The sequence below is a fragment of the Flavobacterium ginsengisoli genome, from assembly GCF_029625315.1.
GTDB lineage: Bacteria > Bacteroidota > Bacteroidia > Flavobacteriales > Flavobacteriaceae > Flavobacterium > Flavobacterium ginsengisoli.
The window spans coordinates 453,982-474,063 of sequence record NZ_CP121110.1 but is presented as its reverse complement, the minus strand read 5'-3'; the positions used below and the strand labels follow the sequence as shown (position 1 = coordinate 474,063).

General features: G+C 32.6%; 12 protein-coding genes. All 12 read right to left on the bottom strand.

Features of this window, described 5'->3' with window-relative positions; genetic code table 11:
- Positions 1-443: 443 nt before the first annotated feature.
- Positions 444-680 carry a helix-turn-helix domain-containing protein gene (locus P5P87_RS02030; RefSeq protein ID WP_278021379.1) on the bottom strand — a complete coding sequence of 79 codons (237 nt, stop codon included), beginning with the start codon at positions 678-680 and terminating at the stop codon, positions 444-446.
- Positions 681-702: 22 nt separating this feature from the next.
- Positions 703-1,299, bottom strand: a complete 597-nt coding sequence (locus tag P5P87_RS02025) for a hypothetical protein (protein ID WP_278021378.1) — start codon at positions 1,297-1,299, stop codon at positions 703-705.
- 20 nt (positions 1,300-1,319) lie between these two features.
- Entirely contained in the window at positions 1,320-2,021 is a 702-nt protein-coding gene (locus tag P5P87_RS02020; RefSeq protein WP_278021377.1) for an AsmA-like C-terminal region-containing protein, read from the bottom strand.
- A gap of 1 nt (position 2,022) precedes the next feature.
- Positions 2,023-4,599, bottom strand: coding sequence for an AsmA family protein (locus tag P5P87_RS02015; RefSeq protein ID WP_278021376.1), 2,577 nt, complete (start codon positions 4,597-4,599; stop codon positions 2,023-2,025).
- Positions 4,600-4,962: 363 nt separating this feature from the next.
- On the bottom strand, positions 4,963-5,796 hold the full coding sequence (locus tag P5P87_RS02010) for a hypothetical protein (RefSeq protein WP_278021375.1): 834 nt from the start codon (positions 5,794-5,796) through the stop codon (positions 4,963-4,965).
- A gap of 70 nt (positions 5,797-5,866) precedes the next feature.
- The gene (locus P5P87_RS02005) at positions 5,867-11,650 is read right to left on the bottom strand and encodes an MBG domain-containing protein (protein WP_278021374.1); all 5,784 of its coding nucleotides are present in this window, start codon (positions 11,648-11,650) and stop codon (positions 5,867-5,869) included.
- Entirely contained in the window at positions 11,631-13,592 is a 1,962-nt protein-coding gene (locus P5P87_RS02000; RefSeq protein ID WP_278021373.1) for an MBG domain-containing protein, read from the bottom strand. The genes P5P87_RS02005 and P5P87_RS02000 overlap by 20 nt, the downstream gene beginning before the upstream one ends.
- The gene (locus P5P87_RS01995; protein ID WP_278021372.1) at positions 13,537-14,292 is read right to left on the bottom strand and encodes a choice-of-anchor Q domain-containing protein; all 756 of its coding nucleotides are present in this window, start codon (positions 14,290-14,292) and stop codon (positions 13,537-13,539) included. Before P5P87_RS01995 ends, P5P87_RS02000 begins: the two co-directional genes overlap by 56 nt.
- The gene (locus P5P87_RS01990) at positions 14,276-17,806 is read right to left on the bottom strand and encodes an Ig-like domain-containing protein (RefSeq protein ID WP_278021371.1); all 3,531 of its coding nucleotides are present in this window, start codon (positions 17,804-17,806) and stop codon (positions 14,276-14,278) included. The genes P5P87_RS01995 and P5P87_RS01990 overlap by 17 nt, the downstream gene beginning before the upstream one ends.
- Positions 17,807-18,579: 773 nt before the next feature.
- Entirely contained in the window at positions 18,580-18,846 is a 267-nt protein-coding gene (locus tag P5P87_RS01985) for a hypothetical protein (protein WP_278021370.1), read from the bottom strand.
- A complete protein-coding gene (locus P5P87_RS01980; protein WP_278021369.1) occupies positions 18,839-19,177 on the bottom strand; it encodes a hypothetical protein in 339 nt (112 codons plus the stop codon). The genes P5P87_RS01985 and P5P87_RS01980 overlap by 8 nt, the downstream gene beginning before the upstream one ends.
- A complete protein-coding gene (locus P5P87_RS01975) occupies positions 19,168-19,881 on the bottom strand; it encodes a tetratricopeptide repeat protein (RefSeq protein ID WP_278021368.1) in 714 nt (237 codons plus the stop codon). The genes P5P87_RS01980 and P5P87_RS01975 overlap by 10 nt, the downstream gene beginning before the upstream one ends.
- Positions 19,882-20,082 lie beyond the last annotated feature (201 nt).

Here is a 20,082-nt window from a genome sequence, read left to right as displayed (position 1 = left end):
GCGAGCTCTTTTACTATTTTTTCTCTTAGAATTCAGAAAATAAGTCAGCTAAAACAAGAATAATTATAAAAATAGAAAAGACATGTCCAGGATTAAATCCGCCATGTTTTGATATGCCTAATGATGTCAGTGAGGTAACAATTGTCCCGTAAAAATATATTTTACCAGATGATTTGTTTAAATTGATTTTACCATATTTGATAAAATCTGCTATTGCTCGCAATGATCGCCGCAACACCTATAATTGTATGAAAAATTCCTAAGCTTGATAATCCCATTTTTTATTGATTTAGATTGTTTGAAAATACACAGCAAACTTCGAATAAAACAAAGAAAATGGTTTTGTCGATTTGTTCAATTATTTGTCAATTTAGTCCACAAAAAAGCATCCAAAAGAATGTATCTTAAGGATGCTTAAAAGAATATGTAAAACCATTTTTTAATTATTCATTGTCCTTTTTCTGGCGGAAATTTGTTGGACTTATATTGTATTTGCTTGTAAAGCTTTTGGTAAAATTGGCCAGATCATTAAAACCGCAATCAAACGCTATTTCTGTAATACGCTGATCTGAAACTTGCAATAACTGAGTCGCTTTCTCGAGCTTTTTAACCTTAATGTAATTGGCCGGCGTATCGTTGTATATTTTTGCAAATTCACGTTTGAATGATGAAACGCTCAAATTGTTCAATTGTGCTAATTCCTCAATAGTTAGTCAGCGAAAACAAATTTGCTTCTATAATTTGTTTGAAAGTATAAGTTGTAGGAGAAAAAAGTTGCGACAATATCACTTGTATTGATTCTGAATTTTGTGTTTGTGATAACAGCAGAATAATCTCTTTTAATTTTAAAATCAGAATATCTTCATTGATAAGAGAAGGATTTTCAAAATAAAATAGTAATCCTTCTATGTATTTCTGGATTAGAAAATCATTGTTTATTTTTTCACTAGATTTATTCGAGATTACGTTTAGAGGTCTCTGTAAAAGCTGCGGAAGATCTCTGTCGTAAATCTTTTTTAATATCTCTGGATAAAAAGTGACAATTACAATTTCACAATTATTTTTTGACTTTGAATTATGAATCTGCTTTCCAGAATTTATACAGTTCAGTAATAATGAATAATTGGCGGTAATGTTTATTTGTTGGTCATCAATTTGATATTCAATATCTCCGCCTTTTACATATAAAAAACAGGCCTGTTCTGTAACAGGAAAATCAAAATGAAACGGTGGTGCCAATTCAATTTTCTGAATCAATGTCTTTCCGTACAAATCGTGTTTTTTATAGTCGTTTACCATAATTTTTATTTATTTGACCGCTATTTTGATTTAAGCGTATCTTTTACTCTTCCCCCTTCACGACGAGGTAATCTTGTACTATCTCTTTCTCTTGATCGTCTTGTTTCTGGTTGCAAATTGTTTAATTCGCTTTCTTCTGCAAAAGTTGTATCTTCTTTAAATTTACCTGTAGAAATTTCAAAATCATCTGCAGTTCCCGTAATTTTCATCGGAATATTAATAAGTCCCATTGGCGGAAGACCTAAACGGAATCCAACATTAATTTTACCATCCATTGTAACTTGTCCTTCGAGTTTTCCTCTAAAACCTGCCATTTTCATGGTTGTAGGTGTAATCGTCATTACATTATTTTTTATTGCCGAATGAATGGCAATTTTATTAAATGACGCTTTTTCTAAATCTGCCGCATCAGCTTTTTTAGCTACATGATTTAAAAGTTTAAAATTTTTGAATTTAATGTCTTCCAGAGTCAAAGTTCCTTCACCTTCAATAGATTTAAAATCAATATCCATGTTCTGATCTATACTTCCTCCAAGCTGATAATCGACTGATACCAATCCGTAGGCATCTTTAGCCATACTGACCAATTCGGCAAAGATTGGAATTTCTGCATAAGCACGCTGAATATCAAAATTACTGGCTTTAAAATTTGCATTGTATTTTGCTAAACGTCTATGTTGCGCTTTATAATCTCCTGTCATTGCGATTTTGGTTCCAGCCATATTAAAAGTCTGCTTCTGTTACCTGAACTTTTCGATCATTAACCACTAGTGTTCCAACAAAATCTTTAATTTTATATGTATCAAATTGAAGATTATTAACTTTTGCTGAGATTTTCAAATCGGCAGTGCTTGGAATTCTAATTACGTAGTTTTTGTTTTTATCAGTACTGGTTTTACTATTTGCATTTACAGCTGTAGAATCTGTTTTCTGCATTGTTTCTTCTTCCGCTTTCTGGTCTGTATATTTAGCAATCATATCAAAAAACTCGTTCGCATTAATCTGATCGCTTGATAAATTAATATCTGCTTTAAGCTTTTCGTTAGCTTGACGTAAATATTTTCTATTAAAAAGATATCGCAATACATTGTGGATATAACCATTTAATACCACATCAGATTTACCATACGTAAGATTGAATTCTTCAAAACGCATTTTATCCTTAAAGAACTTAAATGTTCCTTTAGAGATCTCAAAAGGTTCTGGAAACAGGGTGCTTTTAATTACCAAATTTTTAGCTTCTAGCTTACCTCCATTTTTAATATTGTCGTAATTTTTGGCATCTATATCTTTTTTAGAACCTTTGGCAATAAGATTGGTCTGGATAATTCCTGAAATGTTCATGTCTTTTACAGGAAATATCTGCGTTAATTTACCAACATCTAATGTTCCTTGAGTTTTGATGTTATAAACTAAATCATAAAGATTAGTTACTTCGCCCTGAACTTTAAAAGGTGATCCTGCTAATACAAATTCGGCAGGCTGTAATTTGACATTTAAATCTTCTCCAGTTCCTTTTTCACTTGTTACAGCTGCGCTTATGTTTATATTTTCGACAGGTATTTTTGGGAATTTAAGTGATTTTAAATATCCATTTTTAATATTTATCACTGTTTTTGATGATGGATATTTTTTCTGCTTACGGTTTAAAACTCCGTGCATAATTACTTTTAAATTTAAATCTCCTTTGACTTCTAAACTGTCTAAAGGATAGAATTTATGTATTTGCGCTAAATCAATTTTAGATTCTAATTCTGTATCTACTGTAAAAGGATATAATTTATGAAGTTCAAAACGTCCTCGTACAAAATTATCGAGTGCTTCTGCATTCAAATTGGTTATTTTACCCGAAACATTACGCAAAATACTGTCTTTGGCAGTTAAACTAAGATTTAGATTTATGTTTTTGATTGCATCTGGTTTCTTTATATTTTTAATATATCCGTTTTTTAAGCTTGCATTAAATTCAAACTTTGGAATACTCTTAATTATAGTATCTATCTTGTTTAAACGAGGGCTAAAACCTAAATCTCTTAAAAACACGCCATCGGCTTTTAAATCTAAAGCAATATCGCCGCGAATATCATTATCATTCAGATTTAGGGCATCTTTTAATTTTGCCAAATCTAAATCGGCTTTTATAAGGGTTTTAATTTTCAGCTTTTTGAAACCTTCCGAATGAAAATTAACTGTCGTTTTCTTTTTATCCAAATTAAAGGATAGGTTATCTAAATCGAATTTTAATTTATTAATGTCTAAATCCTTAACCTCAGCTTTTGTCGCTATATTGATATCTTTTAATGGCTCTTTAATTTTTTTATATGCTATGGCGCCATTATTAATTTGCAAATCAGCTGAAACGATTGGTTTTTCTGATTGATCCTGCATGTATTTTCCTTTGGCAAATATTCTAAAATCTATATTACCTGTAATTGTCATTTGTTCGCGCCACTTATCATAAACTGGAGGCACGAGCGATAGCATTTCTTCTAATGTAGAATTTTTAGACTGCATGCGCAAATCAAAATCATATCCTCCTTTTATAAATGCAAAATAGCCATTAAATGAAAATGGAAAATTTTTAATGCGAATGACATTTCGCTCAAACTTAAATTTAAGTGCTTTAGCATCAATGTAAGTTGTAATTTCGGCATTAACCGGTTTACTGCGCACATAATCAACGCCATTTAAGCTAAAATCGAATGATTTTATTTTTACGTTAGAATCAAGATCAAATAATTCTGCACTTAAATCTCCTGTTCCTTTATAACTAAGATCCTGAACCTTAAATTTTAACAATGCACTTTTATCATTGTAGGATATGTTGGTTTGTTTTATTACAACCCGTTTGATATTAAATTCTGTTTGGGTGGTATCTGCAGAATTAGAAGGTTTTACAATATTAAAATTGGCATTTCCTTTAGAATCTATTTCAAGGTTAAGATCGGCCTCGTCGAGATACACTGCATCCAAAACGATCTTTCCTTTTAATAAGCTGTAAAAATTCAATCCAGCTGACACTCTTCCTGCTTTTACAATTCTTGCGGTATCAAATTGTTTCTTTTTGCTGTCTATACTGACATTTTTGGCATAAATGGTTAATGCCGGAAAATGTTTAAAAACTGACAATCCAATCTGGTCAAAACGTACTGTTGCATCCAGTTTTTCATTGGCTAAATTTTCTAATTTATTTGTTATTTCATCTTTGAAGACATACGGAACAATTGTTAGTACAATTATGAAAAGCAGAAATAGGGTTGTAATGGTAATTGCAGTTTTCTTTAAGAACTTCCTTGTCATTTTTTTCTAAAGATATCGTTTTAAGGTTTTAAAAATATAGATTTAAAGGCCAAGAAAAAATCTTGATTACGATATTAACTCAAAAATAACAATTATAAATTTTATTGGTGTTTGAAATCGCTATTCAATAGAAAATTTAAATTAGATGCAGACCAACTAAAACCTCAACAAAAAATAAACACAAAAAAAGAGCTAAGATAATTTCATGAACATCTTAACTCTTTTTGTTATTTCTTGTTTTGTTTTCTTTGGAACTTTATAATTTCCTTATGCAACAATTGATTTCATCTTATTAAAAAGAAGCAAATACAAATAATTGGCAAAACATAAAGTCTAAAGCATCATTCTTTTTAAAGAATAAAATTATTTAAAATTCCATCCTAATGTCAAACCAAACGCCACTGGTTTTATTTCAGCATTTTTCTCAGTACTGTATAAACCGTTCGCTTTTCTGTCGGTGCTTGATTTTGGATTAAACCCTACATAAGACTGATTATTTTTTTGGTCAAGTATCGTTCCGTATCCGTTCTCGAAAAACATTGCCACATATAAAGCATTCTTTTTATTGATGTCGAATGTAAATCCTAACTCGAAAGAACTCATAAAAATTCCTTTGGTGTCATATTCCCCTTCTGCTGAATAGCCGCTTTGCTGTCCTATTCCGTATTCAGGCAGATTATCGATCGTTAAATTTACATCAGGATAATAAGCCATACCATTTACATTATCTGCGGTCGCTTTTATTTTGTAGCTAACAGGCAAAAAATACTTTACTCCTGCTCTAAAATTAAAATCAATTCCTGTATTGATGTTCGTTTTAAATTGCACAAAAAGCGGGATTTGAATAGATTGCAATGTTTGTTTTTCTTTATAATTGCTTGTAGTAACCGTATAAATAAATGCAGAACCTGAAGCATCTACTTCATAATTAGTTAGTGTGCTCGAAGGGGAAACCAAAGATATGTTTTGCTTGTATTGCGAAAATTCCAATCCTGATCCAATTCCGATGTTTTTTGTAAAGGAATAGATGTATCCTGCTTTTATAGCTCCTCCCATTTTTGTTTCGGCTACTATTCCTTGTACGTTACTTTCTAGATTGGCCACTCCTGTTTGCAAGCCTACATAAAATTGGGCATTGGCAACTGTAGAGAATAGAATTAATATTATTCCTAGTATATATTTACTATTAAATTTCATGTCTGTTATTTTTTTTCAGAACAATCCATCCCCATTTATAAATAATGGGGATTTCATATTCTTCGGTTATTTAGTTTTTCACTAAAAGGTTTTTTGTAAACGTCTTGCTATTTGATAAAGTCATTCTCACGATATAAACAGCTTCAACATTTGGAGCCTGCAAAGTAGTCTCGTTATCATTAGTTGTTCTCTGGTCTATCAGCGATCCATTTACAGCAAACACCTCAATGCGAGCATTTAGCATTTTAGCTGGGTCTATATTGGTAATCAATTGATAGCTCTCATTTTTTCTGACAGGGTTAGGATAAATTCTAACCGTTTCAACTGTTTTGGTTGAAGACAGCGTTAATGGACAAGAAGTAATTAATGTTCCGTCTAATTTTGTTGCAACGGCATAATATGTTCCGTTTAAACCTCCTGTTTCTTTATAATATTGCAAAGTTTGGTCTGCAACTAAAATTCCGTCTTTGTACCAGGCATAAGATTTAAATTCTTTTGAACTATTGTCAAAGAAAATAACATTTTCAAACTGTTGTCTGATTAAATTCGGCTGGCTATTTATAACTGGCAATGACACCGTTTCAGCCGCATTGTAATTATTATTGCCCGCTTGAGATGCTGTAATGGTCGCCGAACCGGAATTGTTATAAACTAGTTCATCATTTGAAATCGTTACCACATCCGTATTCGAAGAAGTATACATTACAGGCAAACCGCTATTTGAACTGGCAGTTAAAACACTTTCACTTACTCCATCACAATTTGAAACTAAAGTTTGGTTCCAAGTAATTACCTGATCTGCTTTGGTAATTTCAAAATCGTTTCCAGTATATGTAATGATGTAATTGCTACCTGCTGTCAGCGTTCCTTGTGAAATTGCATAAGTTCCGACATTCTCTCCTGTTAGTCTTTCTAAAGTACCAGAGAAAGCATCATTTCCGACTAAACTTGGTGAAACCGCATAAGTGAAAACTGGATCTGCTGTTCCGTACACTTTTGTTTGAGAAGCGTCTGCCGTTACAGTGATTGGTTTTGCCGCAATAGCAAAGGCGTCTGAGGCAACTAAAGTTAGAACATAGTTTGATCCTGCTGATAAACTTCCAATAGTATAATCGTAAGTTCCAGCATTCTCTCCATTTGTTCTGCTTAAGCTTCCGCTAAAAGCATTTCCAGATACCAAAGCTTCGCTTGCTGTATAAGTGAAAATCGGATCGGCTTCTCCATAATATTTGCTTTGAGAAGTATTAACGCTTACTGAGATTTCTTTTGGTGTAATTTCAAAACCTTTTCCAACATACGTAATGGCATAATTGCCGCCTGCTGTAAGCGTTCCTTGTCCTATTGCATAAGTTCCGACATTCTCTCCCGATATTCTTTCTAAAGTACCTGAGAAAGCATCATTTCCGACTAAACTTGGTGAAACCGCATAAGTGAAAACTGGATCTGCTGTTCCGTATACTTTTCTTTGAGAAGCATCAACAGTTACCGTGATAGGTTTTGCTGTGATTGTATAATCTTTGCTTACGTAATCAATGCTGTAATTAGATCCTGCACTCAACGTTCCTTGGTTAATAGCATAATTTCCAATATTTTCTCCCGCAACTCTAGATAGCTCTCCTGTGAATGAATCTCCGCTTTCTAAACTTGGTGCGAATGAATAGGTTAATGCTGAATCTGTCTCTCCATATACTTTTGTTTTCGAATCGGCAGTGACTTCAATTGTTTTAGCCGTAATTTCAAAGTCTTTTCCAACATACGTAACGGCATAATTTCCGCCTGCTGTCAATGTTCCCTGTCCTATTACATAATTTCCGACATTTTCTCCCGATATTCTTTCTAAAGTACCAGAGAAAGCATCATTTCCAACTAAACTTGGTGAGACAGCATAAGTGAAAACTGGATCTGCTGTTCCGTATACTTTTGTTTGAGAAGCATCTGCCGTTACAGTGATTGGTTTTGCCGCAATAGTAAAGGCGTCTGAGGTAACTAAAGTTAGAACATAGTTTGATCCTGCTGATAGACTTCCAATAGTATAATCATAAGTTCCAGCATTCTCTCCATTTGCTCTGCTTAAGCTTCCGCTAAAACTATTTCCTGATACCAAAGCTTCGCTTGCAGTATAAGTGAAAATCGGATCGGCTTCTCCATAATATTTGCTTTGAGAAGCATTAACGCTTACTGAGATTTCTTTTGGCGTAATTTCAAAATCTTTACTTTCAAAAGTAATGGTGTAGTTTGAGCCTGCACTCAAATCTCCCTGCTCAATTGCATAAGAGCCAACATTCTCTCCAATTATTCTAGATAAAGCTCCTGTAAAAGCATCGGTTCCTACCAAACTTGGCGAAACAGTCGATGTCAGAATTGGCTCTGCTGAACCATAGATTTTCTTTTGAGATGCATCAACAGTTACCGTGATAGGTTTTGCTGTGATTGTATAATCTTTGCTTACGTAATCAATGCTGTAATTAGATCCTGCACTCAAAGTTCCTTGGTTAATAGCATAATCTCCAATATTTTCTCCCGCAACTCTAGATAGCTCTCCTGTGAATGAATCTCCGCTTTCTAAACTTGGTGCGAACGAATAGGTTAATGCTGAATCTGTCTCTCCATATACTTTTGTTTGCGAATTGGCAGTGACTTCAATTGTTTTTGCTGTAATTTCAAAGTCTTTTCCAACATACGTAACGGCATAATTTCCGCCTGCTGTCAGTGTTCCTTGTCCTATTGCATAATTCCCGACATTCTCTCCCGATATTCTTTCTAAAGTACCAGAGAAAGCATCATTTCCAACTAAACTTGGTGAAACCGCATAAGTGAAAACTGGATCTGCTGTTCCGTATACTTTTCTTTGAGAAGCATCTGCCGTTACAGTAATTGGTTTTGCTGTAATTTCAAAATCATCAGCAACGTAGGTAAGATTGTAATTGGTTCCTGCACTCAACGTTCCTTGTGCAATTGCATAAGTTCCTATGTTCTCTCCTACTGCTCTTTCTAAAGTTCCTGTAAATGAATCACCACTTACTAAATCAGGAGTAATAGTGTAGCTCAAAGATGGTTCAACATCTCCATATACTTTTGCCTGAGAAGCATCAGCCGTTACAGTGATTTCTTTTGGTGTAATCTCACCTATTTGTCCCGACTTCGTTTCAGCACTTAACACATAATTTGAAGCATTGGCTCCGCTAATTGTTAAGTCGCTAATTGTTACAGTTTTATTGTCTCCAATGTTCTTTGTATCATATGTTCCTGATAACGCATTGTTTAACGTTACTGTTTCATTTTCTAAAATTCCGATAAGCTCAAAATTATTACTTGATAAAACTGCTTGAGTTGTTCCATCAAAAACTTTGGATACATTTCCTTTTAATGAAACCTCTACTTCTTTAGGTGCAACTTTTGCTATATTAGCCACTAAAGAAGTTGGGCTTAAAACGTAGTTTTTAGAAGCTGTTCCAGATAATTTTAAATTGTTAACAGTAACTTGCTTATTTTCTCCTACATTTTTATCATCTAAATCACCAGCTGCAGGATTATCCAATTGTACATCATCGCCATCAACAACACCTTCTAAAGCAAAGTTATCAGCATTTAATGCTATGACAGCAGTCGCATTATAAACTTTTGATACTTTACCCTGTGCTATAGCATTTATAGTTTTTGGTTCTATAATTAAATCGGCTTCAACTACTTTATCATTATAATTTGGTTTGCTTAATACTGCATAAACCCTATAAGTACCAACCTCTATTTTGTCGTTATTAGTATAACTGACAGAAACTTGATTAGGAAGACCGCCTTGAATCGTTAATGATTTTTCGCTTCCATCATAAGTAAAGGTATTGGATGCTAGAACGAAATTATCTGTTAGATTGCCTTTTACAATTGTTAATTTGGCAATAAGCTGTTTGTCATTGTAATTTATTCCTCCATTGATATTAACTGTAACATTATAAGAGCCCACATTTATATTATCATTATTTATATAAGTTACTGTAGCTCCATCAGGAAGCATTCCATCAAGTGATAAGCTTTTAGGAGTGCCATCATAAACTTCTTCTTTTTCTAATAAAAATATTCCACTCGGAAGATCTGCTTTATTAATTGTCATAGAAGTAGTTAACTCAAACGTGTTGTAATTTGAACCTGAAATCGTTGCTTTTACGTTGTTATAGGCTCCCGCATTCTTTTGTGTATTTGAGTAAACCACACTTACTCCTTCAGGTAAAGTTCCTGATATTTCAGGGTGCTTATCAAAACCATCATAAGTAAATGTATTTGATGGAAATGAAATACCTAACAGCTCTTTTTTATCAATTTTAAGTGTATTAGATAATGTAATATCATTATAATATTCACCTCCGTTAATAATTGCTTTAACAATATAGTCTCCTGCATTTATTTGTCCATTACCTTCATAAGACACACTAACCCCTGCTGGTAAAGCTGTAACATTCAGATATTTTGCAAGACCATCATAAGTGTATGTTTCCGGCTGTAAAGTGGCAGAAAAGTCTCCTTTTCCAACCGTAAGTTTAAAGGTTTTAGTTGCTGGAGCATAAATCTCATCTCCACTTTGAACAACTGTTATTATAGCTTGTCCAACTCCTACAATATGAATTTTGTTATCTTTTGTAATGTAAGCTATATTTTTGTTATCACTACTATAAGTAAGTGGTAACAGCCCGCTTGATGCAGTTCCTATTACAAAATCAGCATCTGTATATTTTTTAGTAATATCATCGACATCAATAGTTTGTAATATTTTGGACTCATAACATCCCATGTCAATTGTCGTACTTTGAAAACGACTGTTATTCGCAATATCTTTATTACCCGCAATTGATACATTATATAGTGTATTATCTCCTTTGTTAATTGCTGGAGATGTGGTTTTTAAAGCAAAGTTAAATGCATTGGCATCAACAAAATCAGCAGGTTGCTCATAGAAATTATTGGCTAATGCCATTGGAGCGTATAAAGATTGAGCTTTAGACAGCAAAGAGTTCTTAACCGTAACTGTTCCTGTTACTCTATATATATCATTATTGCCTGGATTATCTCTAAAAACAGTATTAAACACTTCTAAATTTGAAGTACCATTAGTAAAAATATGAGCTGAATTACTAATATTATCTCCAAAAGTAGTATTCACAATTTTTACAGTGGCATCATTTAGTGCTACTGAAGTTCCTTGTGCTCCAGTGTTAGAAACTAAATTACCGTAAAACAGTGTATTATATATTGAAACATTAGAATTATCTGTAATATACATACCGCCGCCTCGATGGCCTGAAGAGTTTTCTGAAAAAATACAGTTTTTTACAGTAAGGTTGGAACTGTGTACACGCATTCCTCCTCCATACTCTCTGGTAATAGCTTTTCCGTTTATTGTTACAGTTCCTTCTGTTCCAAGTGTTGCGCTTGTCGCTTTACCTTTTACAATACTGAAACCATCTATCTCATTATTACCTGCTGAATTAGAAACTGTAATAATATGGTTAATTGTAGATTGTCCATCTAGAATCGTTTTATTCTCCTTAATATTTCTGTCAGTTAAACTCTCATTGGCAATATTTCCATCAAAACCTCCATATAGTTTTACACCATCTGGTAATAAAAAGCTGTTATCTTTTCCTTCATCAATAAAGTTAGAGTTATCTCTTGAGCTGTATTTTGGTGTATATGTACCTTGAGCTACATAGATTTTATTTACAGTATTTGATGCATTGTTATTAAGAATAGTAGCATAGCGTAAAGCTAATGACAAATCACTTAGTGCTAATTGCCATGTAGAACCATCCCCACCAACTGCACCTTGTTTTACATATAGCGTATTATTTGTTAATGCAAGCATTAGGTAGTATTTTTAAAGTTCCTGCATTATAAATAAAATTATAATTATTGGAAGATAAACCACCTGGCATTATCCCATCTGTATAAATGCCAACTTCGGTTTTACCTATAGCATTACCTGAATATACTAATGATCCAGTTAGCTTAGAACGATCATCACCGTTAACAAAACCTGTATAACTTACATCATAATCTGCATTTGACATTGCTAAATTATTGGCAAGTTTGGTCTTATCATTTGCTTTTACAGTTAAGTTTGCTTTTGCTATAGTTAAAACAAAGGTTTTTTCTGTTGGAGCATAAGTTTCATTACCTGCTACAGCAACAGTAATTGTAGTTGTACCAGCATTTTGTGTATGAATTTTACCATTTACAATAGCGAGAACAGTAGTGTTACTACTTTTGGTATAAGTTAACGCTAAGCCAGTATTTACTGTTACAGCTTCATTAACAAAATCTGAATCTCCATAATTTTTGGTTAAATCAGATGCTGTAATAGTTTGAGGTAGCTTAGATTCAAAGCATCCCATATCTATTGTATTATTCTGAACACGTTTATCATCTGCAATATCTTTATCATGATAAATAGCGGTGTTATAAAAAGAATTGTCTCCTTTATCGACAACTACAGAGCTTGTTTTTAAAGCAAAGTTATTAGCGTTAACATCAATAAAACCAGGGTCTACATTATAGATGTTATTTGCTAACACAAAGCCTTTACTACTATAAAAAGTTTCTGCATTAGGCAGAAAAGAGTTCTTAACGGTAATTGTTCCTCTCGATTTATTTATATCATTATGAGTAGGATCAGCGAAATATCTAAATATTGAGTTATATACTTCCAAATTAGCATTTACATGATCAGTAACAATTTGAAATGAATTCTGCGAATCTCCAAAAGTAGAATTATAAATTTTCACATTAGCTTCTGATATCACCATAGAGGTACCTGATGCCCCATAATGATCTGCGCTATTATTATAAAAAAGCGTATTAAAAACAGATACATTTGACACATCCGTTATATACATAGCACCAGCTTGGTTACCAGAGGAATTTCCAGTAATAGTACAGTTTTTTATATTAAGGTTAGAACTGTGTACACGAATACCTGAACCAAATGCTTGGGTAATTGGCTTACCCTTTATGGTCATTGTCGCACCAGCCCCCATCCATGATCCAAAGCCTCCTGCACCATTCATAATGGTAAATCCATCTATTTCGTTGTCTCCTGTAGAGTTAGAAACAATAACAATGTGATGTACTTTTTGTCCTGTTACTGGATTATAACTATCTAAAATAGTTTTATTCTTTTGAATTTGTCTGTTGGATATGCTTTCATTAGCAATAGATCCATCAAAACCTCCATAAATTTTTACACCATCAACTAATAAAAAACTATTGTCTGTATCTTCATCCGCAAAGTTAGAACTGTCTTTTGGACTGTATTGTGGAGCATAAGTCCCTTTAGCCACATATATTTTATTAGCCTTAGTAACATCTGGTCTAGTACTAGTATTAAGTGAGTATGCTAATTTTAATCCCTCAGCAACTTCTCCTAGTGCATCATCCCAAGAGGTTCCTTTTCCTGCACTTCCTTTTTTAACGTATATTGTACCATCTGTTAATTGAACATCAGACTCAATTGTTAGCTTACCATTATTGTAAGTAATATTATAATTTAAAGATGTTAATCCAGAAGGAGTTATAACGTAGTTACCTATAGTGGTTGCAGTTACAGCTGTACCGCCATAAGCTATTGCACCCCCAAAAGCTGTACTTGGAGTATCTCCTAGGACAAACCCAGTATAACTCACAGAAAAGTCTTTAAAGACAGAACCATTTTCAAAAAATAATTTATTATCTGCTGTTACAGTTAATGTCGCTTTATTTACAGTTAATAAGAAATCTGTTTGAGGTGCAAGCATCATATTCGCTGTCATTTCCTGATTGTTTTAGGGTTATAGTTGCTGTTCCGGCACCTACGGGCTTAATTTTTCCGTTTTCTATTATAGCAATAGAAGTATTACTAGACGTATATTCTAATGGTAATCCGCTTGTTGCAGTACCATGTGTAAATGGCTCATCTCCGTATTTTTTTGTAAGAGCAGCCACTGTTATGGTTTGGGTTTTATTTCTCTCAAAAGCCCCTATATCTACATTAGTATCAATAATACGCGATTTGCCTTTTAAATCTTTAGCTGGAAAAGCAATACTAGCAGGATTGTTTTTACCAGCATTTAGAGCAGGACTGGTAGTTAATAACGAATAATTTGCATCAAAAACTGTAGTTGTGCTTGTAACACCACCTATACCTTGTATTAAACTGTTTTCATAACTAGGAGTACTGGCATTATTAACAATGTCTGAATTATTTTTTACACTAACTGTATTTACAATTCTTGCAGAAGAACCACTTGCATTATACAATGCTGCTCCTTGCGCACCTGTGTTATCTGCTATAGTAAGATTAAGAAGTGTAGGTAACGATGCATTGTTATAAATAGATGCTCCATTTGGTGCTGTGTTATTAACAATTAAGCAGTTAACCCATGTTGTATTGGCGTTTTCATTATATATAGCACCACCGTTTGTAGTAGCATTATTGGCTCTGATGATACAGTTTTCAAATCTTGCTTGCAACTTTTTTATTGTATATACCTCCACCATTAGTTGCACTACCGCTTGTTATTGTAAAACCGTTTAAAAGAGCACTGCTAGTTAAACTATTATCATCATTTTTAATAACCGATGCATTATTTCCTTTTAAAATACTTCCATCGTTTAAATTACCTGTGATACGTTGATGTGTTAGATTTGTAATAGCATTATCAGGATCAAATCCGCCATATATTTCTATATTTTTAGGCATTATATATGACTTTCCTGAAGTCACTTGATAAGTCCCTTTTGCTACAAATATTTTTTTAACTTTTTTAGGATCAGTATCATCTGTATGTACGGAGTTAATATTAGAAGCTCTTGTTAAAGCAAGTTCTAAATTACTTAAAGGACTATTCCATGAAGAACCGTCGCCACTTCCGTTTTGTTTTACATATAAGATATTGTCTGTTAGAATTAAATTTGATTTTATTTCTAAAGTTCCTTCTTCATACAAAACAGTGTATTTAGTAGAAGTAATACCCTGAGGAATAATTTTATAAATACCTGGTTCAGTTGCAGTAGCAGCGTCACCTGAAAAAGAAAGAGTTCCAGAGGTACTATTTGATTGACTATCACCAGATTCAAAACCAGAATAAGTTACAGTATAATTACTATTTCCATAAACACTTCCATCAAATACTTTTACCTTATTGACAGCTTTAATTGTAAGAGGTATTTTAGTTACATTAACAACTATTTTAGTCCTGATACTTTCGCAATTGTTGGCGTTAGTTTGACTTACCCAATAAGTAGCAGAATTTTCAGATGACATATTTAAAGAAGGTGTTGCTGTTAATGCTGTACCATCTTTTTCTTGTGTATACCATTTTAAATTGCTTCCATTTACTACGATTTTAGCTCCTGCTTGACCAATAATAAAATTTTGTGGAGATTGTGCAGTTGGTGCCTGAGTAGAACTTATCGATACACTAACACTTGTTCTATCACTTTCGCAACCATTAACGGTTTGACTTGCATAATACGTATTACCAGAAACTAAAGCTGTATTACTGGCTAACGAACTTCCTCCTGAAGCTTGACTGTACCATTTTACATTTGTGCCAGTTGCTTTTAAATCATTAACAATCGCTTCATTACAAAAAGATTGTGTCGCAACAGCAGTTGGTGCTGTTTTACCAGAAGCACCTAATTCATTTTCATAAGCACCAATATCAATCGTATTTACTTTTCTGTTCTTACCTAAAAAATCAGTGTTTGGATACTCACTTGAATATAAAGAATTGTTTCCTTTATTTATTATGGAACTACAACCTGTTAGATTAAAATTATAATTAGCAAGATCAGCAAAATATGGGTTAGTTTCGCGAATATTATTGTTTTTATTTACAAAATTATTCTGACTATCATACCTAAAAGAATTACTTTGAACATCTGCCGAAGTACTTGAGACAGTAAGTTCTTCAAGAATATTATTATACAGCTTAACATTTTTACTGAAGGTATAAATACCATAACCCGGACTTTCATTCCAAACAGTATTATTTATAAAATCGACTGTAGAATTAGGTTGAAAAATAGTCGTAAAACTTTCATTTCCTGTAAAAACATTATTATACAGTTTATTTACACCTTCAAAGACAGCAATTATACAACCAGAATACCCTGCGCTGTCTGCGACGCCAACATTATTCTTTACAGTATTATTGAAAAACTGGTTTTTTGTATAACTTTCAATATCTAAAACAGCTCCAAAATAAGATTTGTTTCCTACGAATGAATTATCACGAATGTCAGTTGTACTATAATTAGCTAAAAATATTCCTCCTCCTCTTTTTACAGAGTTGTTACTTTCAAAATTATTATTGTTTATTGTTAGCTTGGTAGTAATATTATTGCTAACTACATTGGCATAGATTGCTCCTCCAAATTCAGAAGCACTATTGGTCTTGAAAATATTATTATTAATGACAGAATTAACTGTGATTGTTTCGAAATTAATGGCTCCTCCAAATTTAGTAGCCGTATTTCCTGTAAATATATTATCAGAGATTTTAATGTTATTATCATTTGCAGATACTATAGCACCTCCAAATCCAGAAACAGAATAACTACTTGTATCCGTAACACTATTTCCGGTAAAAGTATTTCCGGTTAAGGTCGTTGTATTTTTATTTTCAATGAAACATGCAGCACCTCCTAACAAAGAAGCATTTCCAGAAAATGTATTTCCAGAAAATGTAATACCATTTGTTTCAACTGCAAAGGTTCCTCCTCCTATACTTTTTAAAGCTTTATTATTGCTAAAATTATTTGATGTTATTTCTGCATTAATAACTCTGCGAAGCAAAATAGCTCCTCCACCTCCAGCAATTGTAGCAGAAGCCTCCATCAAAGCATTGTTACCGGTAAATGCACTATTCGTAATTTTAAGATTACGTATATTTTCGTCAGCATAAATAGCACCTGCAACATCTGCACTATTGTTATCAAAAGTACAATTATTGACAATCCTTGATGACGAATTATCCTGACTCACTTTTTCAATATAAATAGCCCCGCCATAACCGGTACCAGTCTTAATTTTATTCGCCAGGTTATTACTAAATGTTACATTACTTAGATTTAAAAGTTTTCCATCTAAATCAGAAATAACTCCTCCCAGAGGCGCACTGTTAGCATTAAAATTTCCTCCTGCAATAGTCAAATAACTGTCGCTGTTGCTAATTGCACCTCCATTATCTGTTGCCGTATTATTAGAAAATATACAGTTAGTAAAATTGGCGCGAGCACCTTCCTGTAAACATATTGCCCCACCAATTATACCTTGATTATTTTTAAAGGTTACGTTTTCTAATGTTAAAACCCCTTTTATGTTGTATATAGCCCCACCATTACTTTTAGGATAGGATGTATTAAGTATTTCCGTTGTTACCATGTCACCTCCCGGAATTGAAGCTATACTTGGCAAGCCACTAAATCCTGCAAGTTGCAAACCTAATGAAGCATAACTATAATAAGGGCTTTCCGTCATCGAAACAAACCAATCCGGATATTTATCTTTGATATTATCGTTAATAGAATTCTTCTTAGTTTCTGTAGATATTTTATAATACTCTAATGAATCAGCCTTACCATCACTAATGGTTAGTCCGTTTAAGTAGTAATTCTCATTTTCTTCAAGAGCATAGATAAGTATCACATGGTGTGCAAAATTTCCACCACCCAAATTTCCGCTAAGAATAGTTTCATTTGCTGTAATATTTCTCTGTGAAAGACTGTTTTCATTACCAATAAAGCCACCATATAATTGTACACCTTTTTTTAGTCCAAAAGTGTTATTCCTGTCCTGTGCACTGCCGTTAGGCGCCAAAGCTACTTTAGGAGTATATGTTCCTCTGGCAATCCATATTTGAGTACCACTGTCAGATGAACTAATCATTTTCTGTAAGTTCTCAGAAGCATTACTCCAAGAACTTCCGTCTTTACTTCCTGAACCATTTACAGTAACATATTTTATTGTTTGAGATTGCAATAAAACAGTAAATAAAAAGAAACAAGTTACAAACGAGTATCTTAATAAATTGGGTTGTTTTTTTAAAAGCTTAAAAGTTTTAATCTTCTGTAAATAGAGATGCCATACAAAGACTAGAAACTTCAAAATTAATAAGTAGTTTTTTTCCATAAAAAAGTAAGTAGTAAAATTGATTGATATAATTCTCGGTTAGTTTAACTGTATATTTTGGAGACATTTAATAAAAAAGTCATTTCTTTCATAAGATTGACATTTTTTGTTTGTTACTGAATAAGGGGAAAAATTCAAAAAATAACGTTACCGTTGCAATTTTAGATATTGAGATTTTTGCAAATGCACCAATCTTTTCAAGACATGAAATATTTGGGTTTCGAAAAGTGATAGATGAACAAGAGAACATCATAAATAACTGTAAGTAGATTTTTTTCAAGCAACTGTAATTATTTTAAGTGTTTACAGAAATGAGATTAAAAATAAAGTCTCAATTAAGCTTCAAAATTAAAAACATCTTCCCTACTAAGCCTATTTATTAGGGTGGACAAAAAAAAGACATTTTAAAATGATGTTATATTTTTGCCCCACAAACTTCATTTTCAGAAAAAAAAGTACGCGCGTAGTAATTTTTTGTTTTTGTAGCTCACTCAACTAGCTCCATGACTTCTAAAAAAATAACTTCCCTTAAAAAAGGACAGATTTAAAAAAAATATAAAAAAAACAAGCCGAAGCTTGTTTCCATTTTTTGTTTTATATACTATTTTTATGCGCTGCTAACTTTATGTTTTATACTCTACCATTTCAAACAAAAGGTCATATTTATCGCCTAATTTTTTCTTCAGTCGTTGTTTGCTTTTTTTGACCGCATCAATTGTTACACCAAGTAAATTAGACATCTCATAATTGTTAAGATTTAATTTTTGAAGCATTATTATTTTAAGATTTGACTCTTTTACTTCAGGAAAATTCTCTATTATCGCATAATAAAAATCACTGTACTGATTTATAAATTCTCTTTTAAAAGCACTCCAATTTTCATCAGTCATAATGTGAGAACTTAACATTTGCTTGCAATTTGTTTTTTTCTTGTTCTGAATGCTTTGAAGTAAAACTTTTAATTTCTTCGAGTTCTTCTTCTAAAAATGATATTTGTTTGTCTTTATTTTGAAGATTTTCAGCATAGCTATCTATATTAGAACTTACATCTTTAAGTTTTTCTTCATACATTAAAAGATCATTTTCATATTCTTCCTCTTTTAATCTTTTATTTTCCAGTCGTTTAGTAAAAAAAACATAAGCAATTGCACTCGAAAGTATCGTTGAAATTAAGATTAAGAGACCAATGTTTCTTATTCTTTCGCTTTTTTCTAATTCCAATAAGATTTTTTGGGTTTCATCTTCATACTTTTTTTCTGAATAAGCCAATTAGTTCTTTTCAATACAGTATTGCCATTGGTTTGAAGTAAATACTCTTCAACCTGTTTGAGCTGTCGTCTTAATATCAGTTCTTTTTGAGAGTCTTCACCGTTTAAAAGCAGTAGTTTTAATTCGATTACTTCTTTTAAAGAACTTCTGTAATAAGATTTAGTTCCTGCAATTTTACCAGCTCTTTCTAGAATTTTTTCAGCCTCTATTTTATTGTTTAATTTCAGCAGAATTTTTGCCAATAGTATCGAAGCATACATCTCATTTTTTTCAATTTTGAACTTTTGAGAATAAGCTATATCCTGCCTTAAAAGATTCACAGCTGTATCTACGTCTCCTTTTTTGTTGTAAATAAGCGCTTTATCACCTAAAACTTTTGCATATCTTACACTATCATTAGTTTTTAATGCCACAGCCTCAGATTTATCAAAATAATGCATTGCATTTACAAGATCTTTCTTTCTGAAATAACAGTTACCAATTGCATTTAAAACATCTGCAGATTCTGAAGAAGTTCCTTTCATGTAAAGCATTGATTTTTTTAAAAAATCTACAGCAGAATCATCTTCTATAGTAAACATTATCCATCCAAAAAATTTAAAAGTTTCTCCTGGTAAAATCATCTCCGAACTATCGATCTGATTGCTTTCTTCCATTACTTTAAGAACGATCGGAGTAAGCCTATCAATCTGACAGTAAAAATACAGGTACTTTGAATAATTTAGCTGTGTCCAAATAATAAGACTTAAGTCTTTACTTTTTTGGGCCTCTTGAATAGATTTTAAATAATGATACTCGCTTTGGGGATTTGTTTTGTCAAAGAAGACTGAATAGCCGTTTGCTAATAAAGCATCATA